5 protein-coding genes are annotated in these 3,866 nt (G+C 60.2%); 2 read left to right on the forward strand and 3 right to left on the reverse strand.

Features of this window, described 5'->3' with window-relative positions:
- Nucleotides 1-90: 90 nt before the first annotated feature.
- On the reverse strand, nucleotides 91-687 hold the full coding sequence (locus AC0L2M_RS26450; protein WP_473536306.1) for a L,D-transpeptidase family protein: 597 nt from the start codon (nucleotides 685-687) through the stop codon (nucleotides 91-93).
- A gap of 84 nt (nucleotides 688-771) precedes the next feature.
- On the opposite strand from AC0L2M_RS26450, the gene AC0L2M_RS26455 reads away from it, so the two are divergent.
- Together AC0L2M_RS26455 and AC0L2M_RS26460 are read left to right on the forward strand one after the other, a co-directional pair.
- Nucleotides 772-1,455, forward strand: a complete 684-nt coding sequence (locus tag AC0L2M_RS26455; RefSeq protein WP_027155919.1) for a response regulator transcription factor — start codon at nucleotides 772-774, stop codon at nucleotides 1,453-1,455.
- Nucleotides 1,456-1,686: 231 nt separating this feature from the next.
- Nucleotides 1,687-2,142: a cyclic nucleotide-binding domain-containing protein gene (locus tag AC0L2M_RS26460; RefSeq protein WP_128171159.1), complete on the forward strand. Its 456-nt coding sequence runs from the start codon at nucleotides 1,687-1,689 to the stop codon at nucleotides 2,140-2,142.
- Nucleotide 2,143: 1 nt separating this feature from the next.
- Here AC0L2M_RS26460 and AC0L2M_RS26465 read toward each other — a convergent pair whose 3' ends face one another.
- Entirely contained in the window at nucleotides 2,144-2,749 is a 606-nt protein-coding gene (locus tag AC0L2M_RS26465; RefSeq protein ID WP_128171158.1) for a GNAT family N-acetyltransferase, read from the reverse strand.
- A 102-nt stretch (nucleotides 2,750-2,851) separates the two neighbouring features.
- Complete coding sequence (locus AC0L2M_RS26470; RefSeq protein ID WP_128171157.1) at nucleotides 2,852-3,658, reverse strand: exodeoxyribonuclease III; 807 nt, start codon at nucleotides 3,656-3,658, stop codon at nucleotides 2,852-2,854.
- Nucleotides 3,659-3,866: the final 208 nt, after the last annotated feature.

The following is a 3,866-nucleotide window of genomic DNA, read 5'->3' on the forward strand; positions in this document are numbered from 1 at the left end:
CCCCTATTCCCCTATTCCCCTACTGCCCTATTCCCCTATTCCCCTACTGCCCTATTCCCCTATTCCCTATTCCCCTACTGCCCTACTCCCCTACCTCACCACCCTCATCACCGTGCGGTCCGACAGCAGCGGCAACAGCCGGGCCATCGTGCGTGCTGTCACCGCGACGCAGCCTTGCGTCGGTGTGAAGTCGGGGCGGGCCAAATGAAAGAAGATGGCGCTGCCGCGTCCGCGGCGACGCGGCGCAACGTTCCAGTCGAGCACCAGGCAGGCGTCATAAAGCCGGTCGGCGCGCAGCATCCGTTCGTGGCTGGCGCCATAGGGGATCTTGACCGGACGGTTGTAGTTGCGGTCCTCAGGCACTTCGCACCAGCCGAGATCGCGACCGATCGGCGCCATCGCCAGCCGGGTTTTGCGGCCGCCGGGAAAATGATCGTTGCGGAAATATCCCGACAGTATCCGCATCGACCCAAGCGGCGTGGCGCCATCGCCTTCGCGCTTGCCGGCCGATATGCCGCCGCGCCCCAGCGCACAGGAAAACACCAGTTTGCCAGCCTGCAGAAGCCCCTGGCTGGGGTGGCCGGGCCTGGCGCGCACGGTGAGAACACGAAGCCCTTTTCGCAAAAATGCGCTCGCCTCATTGCACACGTGTTTTTTCTTGTATGATCGTGCCACGGAACAAATCATTGTGATCGGCTGTTGTGCCGGTCAGCTTCCGCATAAACAGGCAGCGGTCAACTGAATTTTCTTTTCAAAACAACGGATTGATCCATGACTTCACGCACCATTCTGATCGTCGATGACGATGACGACCTGCGCGGCACGCTCGTCGAGCAATTGTCTCTCTATGAAGAATTCGACGTCCTGCAGGAATCAACCGCCGCCAAAGGCATCGCCACGGCCCGCGGCGGCATCATCGATCTGCTCATCATGGATGTCGGCCTCCCCGACATGGATGGCCGCGAGGCGGTGAAGATACTGCGCAAGGGCGGCTACAAGTCGCCTATCATCATGCTGACGGGACACGACACCGATTCCGACACGATTCTCGGCCTCGAAGCCGGCGCCAACGACTATGTGGTCAAGCCGTTCCGCTTCGCGGTTCTCCTGGCCCGCATCCGTGCCCAGCTTCGCCAGCATGAGCAGAGCGAAGACGCCACCTTTTCGGTCGGCCCCTACACTTTCAAGCCTAGCCAGAAGCTTCTGATCGACCAGCGCGGCGCCAAGGTGCGGCTGACCGAAAAGGAAGCCTCGATCATCAAGTATCTCTATCGCGCCGACCAGAAGGTGGTGACGCGCGACGTGCTGCTCGAGGAAGTCTGGGGCTACAATTCCGGCGTCACCACGCACACCCTGGAAACCCATGTCTATCGGCTGCGCCAGAAGATCGAGCGCGATCCTTCCAACGCAGAAATTCTTGTGACAGAAAGTGGTGGCTACAAGCTGGTTCCTTAAACATTTAATCATTCAATCAGCGGTTAGGGGAGGCGCCGCTTTCGGGTACGATCCTGAGACTGGAGGTGGTTCTGGATCGAGCTCGCTGACGCAACGGCCCAAAAACCGGATTCGTTTTTGGAAAGCCCGGTGCGTCGATTTCAAAGCGTTTAGAGCGTCCTTTGCCGCGTCCAAAGGAACGCTCGGCGCTCCAATGGAGGGATTTGACTGGCCGTTCGGGGACACAGCTAGATGGCGTTGGATGACGACATCCGCATCCTGTCCGCCGTGAGGCTCTTCGAGAGCTTCACGGAGGAACAGCTGCGTCTGCTCGCCTTTGGCGCGGAAACCACCAGGCTGCAGGCCGACCACAAGCTTTACCGCGAGGACGACGAGGCCGATTGCGCCTACATCGTGGTCAGTGGGCGCATCGTGCTGTATCGCGAGCAGGATGGCACCCGCGTCCCGATAGGCACGGCCGGCCCCGGTACGATGCTGAGCGAACTGGCGCTGATCGCCGACACCAACCGGCTGACCAGCGCATCCGCCGAGATCGATTCGGAAGTGCTGCGGCTCAGCCGCAAGATGTTCCACCGCATCCTGGAGGAATATCCCGATATCGCGGTCCACCTGCACCAGCGCATCTCCGAGGATTTTCAGGCAATGATCCGCCGCATCGAGAAGCTGGCGCCGCGTTTCGACGACTGAACTAGCTGACGCCTCGAACGCTCTTGGATCTGTAGAGGCACCAGAGTGGTTTCTTGAATTCAAGTTCACCCTGGCCCAGAAGTCGAAAGCCGCAACGTTGATAGAAACCCAAATTCTTGCGTTCCGCGGTTTCGAGAAACGTCCCCGCTGAGACAGGGTCTCTTTCAGAAAGATCGCAGTAGGCCTCGATGAGAGCGAGGCCAGCCCGCTTTCCCTGAATTGAGGGATGGACCCCCAAAACCCCAAGATAAAAATGCGGCTCCGACGGCTCGTATTTCTCGCTGATCGTCTGAGACTTCTCGAAGCGCGACACCATCAACTCCTGCCGTTGCTGGAGTGAGGCCCATCTCTCCCGGTGATCCGGAAGCCATTCCGGTCGTTGCGTATCATAGCCCATCGCCGCACCCAGGATGCGGCCTTCGCTCTTTAATACCAGCACTGGCATGCCAAGCGCGAGACGCGCCACCATAAGGATCGAGAAGAACTCGGTCACGAGTTCAGGATCCCCTTCGAAGAAGAAGGTCATGTGCGGATCGCCTGCAAAGGCATCTGCCAGGCAGTCGGCCGCCGATGTCACATCCGACGTTTGTGCTGCAACTATCTCCATGTAGCCTAGCCAAACTCCCTCAGGATCTCAGAGGCTATTGAACCTCCAGTGTCTCGTCGAGAGGCACTTGATCATGCTCCGCCCGCTTTGGGACAAAATGCTCTAATCCAGGTCGAACCGCGCTATGACCGGCACATGGTCCGACGGCCGTTGCCAGCCGCGCGCCGGCCGCAGGATCTCGTAGCCGGCAAAGCTCGGCACCAGGTTTGGCGACGACCAGACATGGTCGAGCCGCCGGCCGCGATCCGACGCTTGCCAATCCTGCGCGCGATAGCTCCACCAGGTGTAGAGCTTCTGCTCGTAAGGCACGTTGAGCCGCATCAGGTCGACCCAGTCGCCGGCGAGCCGCATCGCCTCGAAATTTTCCGTCTCGACCGGCGTATGGCTGACCACTTTCAGGAGCTGCTTGTGCGACCAGACATCGTGCTCGAGCGGCGCGATGTTGAGGTCACCGACCAGGATCGAGCCGGACACTTCGTCGTGCTCGGCGCGGATGGCGTTCATTTCGGCGACGAAATCCAGCTTGTGCTTGAACTTGCGGTTGATAACGGGGTCGGGCTCGTCGCCGCCGGCCGGAACATAGAAATTGTGCAGCAGGATCGCCTTGCCGCCGGCCCGCACGGTGACCGACAGATGTCGGCAGTCCTCGATCTCGCAGAAGCGGCGCTTTTCGACAATCGCGATCGGCCGGCGCGCCACCGTCGCCACGCCGTGATAGCCCTTCTGGCCGTGGAAGGCGATGTGCTGATAGCCGAACTTGCGAAACGCCTTCTCGGGAAACAGTTCGTCCGGAACTTTAGTTTCCTGCAGGCAGAGCACGTCCGGTGCCTGTTCGACAAGCAGGCGTTCGACGAGCGGCATGCGCAGGCGGACGGAATTGATGTTCCAGGTCGCGATCGAAAAGGGCATGTTTGGGATTCCGGGACAGCGCAAGGTCCGCCAGATGGCTCCGACGGAAAGTCAATCCCGGAAACTACTGCCAGCCGCGCATCGTAAAAACAAGCCGGGGGGGGGGGGGGGGGGGGCCGGGGGGGCGCCCGCCGGGGTAGAGAATAAAATAAATACCGGTCGCGAAAGGTGGGAGTGTTGGAAAAGAGAGGGGCCGAGATAAGAATAA

This window comes from Mesorhizobium sp. WSM4806 (assembly GCF_055811635.1).

Coding starts and splice junctions, on each gene's coding strand:
- AC0L2M_RS26450 (WP_473536306.1), bottom strand. CDS start 687: ATGATTTGTTCCGTGGCACGATCATACAAGAAAAAACACGTGTGCAAT.
- AC0L2M_RS26455 (WP_027155919.1), top strand. CDS start 772: ATGACTTCACGCACCATTCTGATCGTCGATGACGATGACGACCTGCGC.
- AC0L2M_RS26460 (WP_128171159.1), top strand. CDS start 1,687: ATGGCGTTGGATGACGACATCCGCATCCTGTCCGCCGTGAGGCTCTTC.
- AC0L2M_RS26465 (WP_128171158.1), bottom strand. CDS start 2,749: ATGGAGATAGTTGCAGCACAAACGTCGGATGTGACATCGGCGGCCGAC.
- AC0L2M_RS26470 (WP_128171157.1), bottom strand. CDS start 3,658: ATGCCCTTTTCGATCGCGACCTGGAACATCAATTCCGTCCGCCTGCGC.